Here is a 2,496-nt window from a genome sequence, read left to right on the forward strand (position 1 = left end):
AGGTGCACCGGCCGGGGTGAAGGGACTGTCGCTGTTCGCGACGCCGAAGTTCGTGGTCGGCGAGGACGGTCTTCGCGGGGAGCGGAATGACGTCACGCTGGCCGGGGTCAACCACAAGATGGGCTACCGCGGCACGGTCAACACGATCCTCAACTTCGGCGAGGGAAAGCACCTGCCGTCCGGCCAGCCGGGGGCGGTCGGCGAGCTGGTCGGCGAGGAGGGCCGCGGCCTGGCCACCATGTTCCACATGATGAACGAGGCGCGGATCGGCGTCGGGGCGGGCGCTGTCGCGCTCGGCTACACCGGCTACCGCCGTGCCCTCGCCTACGCCCGTGAGCGGGAGCAGGGCCGGCCGCTGGGCGGCAAGGACCCGGCCGCCGTACCGGTTCCGATCATCGAGCACGCCGACGTGCGACGCATGCTGCTCGCCTCGAAGTCGTACGTCGAAGGCGGGCTCGCGCTCGCCCTGAAGGCTGCGTTGCTGCTGGATGACCAGCGCACCCACCCGGACGAGGAGGCCCGGTTGCGTGCAGGAGCCCTGCTCGACGTACTCACGCCGATCGTGAAGAGCTGGCCGTCGCAGTGGTGCCTGGCCGCCAACGACCTGGCGATCCAGGTGCACGGCGGCTACGGCTACACGCGGGAGTACGGCGTCGAGCAGCTCTATCGCGACAACCGGCTCAACCCGATCCACGAGGGCACGCACGGCATCCAGGCCCAGGACCTGCTCGGCCGCAAGTTCGTGCTCGACGGCGGCCGCGGGCTGCTGCTCCTGCAGGAGACGATCATGGAGACCGTCGGCCGCGCTGGTGACGCCGGCCCGTTGTTGAAGGAGTACGCGTTCCGGCTGTCTGGTGCGGTGGAGGGCCTGGTGACCGCGGTGGCGTCGGCGTGGGAGTCCGGTGACCCGCGCGTCGCCCTGGCCAACGCGACCACGGGGCTGGAGGCCGCGGGCCACGTGGTGGTGGCGTGGATCTGGCTCGAGCAGCTCCTGGCCGCGAACGGCAAGGCGGGGGAGTTCTACGACGGCAAGCGCGCTGCGGGGAGGTACTTCCTCACCCACGAGCTGCCGAAGGTCGGCCCGATGCTGGACCTGCTGGCGGGTGGCGACCAGTTGTTCAACGAGGTCGACGGCGACTGGCTCTGATCAGGCCGGGTTGCCGCGCAGGTCGGTCCGCTGCGGGCCGCCACTGCCCACGACGGTGAGCCACGCCCCGTCGTCACCGGGGAGCGGGCGGCCGGCGACGACCGTGCACTGGTTGGGGTCATCGCCGCAGAGGTCGGCGAGCACGTCGCCCTCGAGGTCGAGCAGGTCGAACGGCTTGCGGACCGCCACCGATTCCGAGACCGCCGTCAGGTCCCCGTCCCACTGGTAGATCCGCGCCCCGTCGGGTGCGTCCTTGTCCGCGACGGTCACCACGGCGTTGTGGTGGAACAGCACGACCTCGAGCACCTGCGTCGATCCGCGTTCCTCGCGGAGCGCGGACGCCAGGTCGGCGGTGCCCGCGGTGGTGAACAGGTTGACGCTGCCCGAGCCGTTGACCTCCACCTTGACCTCCGTGTCGGTCACGGTGCGGGTCGTCGACGTCGACGGACTGTCGTCGGTCGCCGCCTCGACGATCGCCCAGACGCCAACCCCCGCGCCACCGACCACGACCACGGCGCCAGCCAGCAACAGGCCGATCCGGCGTCGTACCCGACGCTGCTCGGCGGGTGCGTTGTACGTTGCGAAGGTGCCCCCGCTCGCGTACGGCGAGGTGGGCGGCGGCGTGGGGCCGACGCTCCGGGTGTCGTCGCGGCGCGGCTGGTAGGTGTCCCAGTTCGGGGGCTGGTCAGCCATGCCGCGATCCTAGGGGCGACGAGGTAGCGGTACCGGACGCGCAGTCGGGGGATCGCTGGAACACTTCCGGCCATGACTGTTGAGCGTTGGGAAAGGCGCACCGAGATCCCGCTCATCCTCCTGGCCGTCGCGTTCCTGGTGGCCTATGCGTGGCAGGTGCTGGACCCCAGGATGGACTCCGACTTCGCGGGGTTCCTCAATGTCGTGTCGTGGACCGTGTGGGGTGCGTTCGCGGCGGACTTCGCGATCCGTCTGATCCTTGCCGAGGATCGGCGTCGTTACGCGTTCCGCCACTGGTACGACGTTGCCCTGATTGCTCTCCCGGTGCTGCGCCCGCTCCGACTTCTCCGGTTGGTGGCGTTCGTACGCGTTCTGGACCGCTCGGCTGCCAACTCGCTCGCCGGACGTGTGGCCGTCTACGTCACCGGGTCAGCCTCGCTCGCCGTCGGGCTCGGTGCGCTGGCCACCTTGGACGCGGAGCAGGACGCCCGGGGAGCCAACATCCTGAACTTTGGCGATGCACTGTGGTGGGCGTGCACCACCGTGACGACCGTCGGCTACGGCGACTACTTCCCTGTCACCACGACGGGACGCGTTGTCGCCGTTGGCCTCATGCTCGTCGGTATCGGCCTGGTGGGCGCGGTCACGGCGACCGT

General features: G+C 70.2%; 3 protein-coding genes. 2 read left to right on the top strand and 1 reads right to left on the bottom strand.

Annotated elements, in window-relative coordinates; translation table 11 throughout:
• Window positions 1–1,147 (top strand): acyl-CoA dehydrogenase (locus ACOADB_RS27935; protein ID WP_378606865.1); only part of this gene is annotated, 1,147 nt, incomplete at its 5' end.
• On the opposite strand, the gene ACOADB_RS27940 is transcribed toward ACOADB_RS27935, so the two are convergent.
• Window positions 1,148–1,840, bottom strand: a complete 693-nt coding sequence (locus ACOADB_RS27940) for a hypothetical protein (protein WP_378606867.1) — start codon at window positions 1,838–1,840, stop codon at window positions 1,148–1,150.
• Between the two features lie 72 nt (window positions 1,841–1,912).
• Here ACOADB_RS27940 and ACOADB_RS27945 point away from each other — a divergent pair.
• Window positions 1,913–2,496 (top strand): potassium channel family protein (locus ACOADB_RS27945; protein WP_378606870.1); only part of this gene is annotated, 584 nt, incomplete at its 3' end.

Source organism: Nocardioides sp. CPCC 206348 (assembly GCF_048654705.1).
In the GTDB taxonomy this organism is placed as follows: Bacteria; Actinomycetota; Actinomycetes; order Propionibacteriales; family Nocardioidaceae; genus Nocardioides.

Coding starts and splice junctions, on each gene's coding strand:
- ACOADB_RS27940 (WP_378606867.1), bottom strand. CDS start 1,840: ATGGCTGACCAGCCCCCGAACTGGGACACCTACCAGCCGCGCCGCGAC.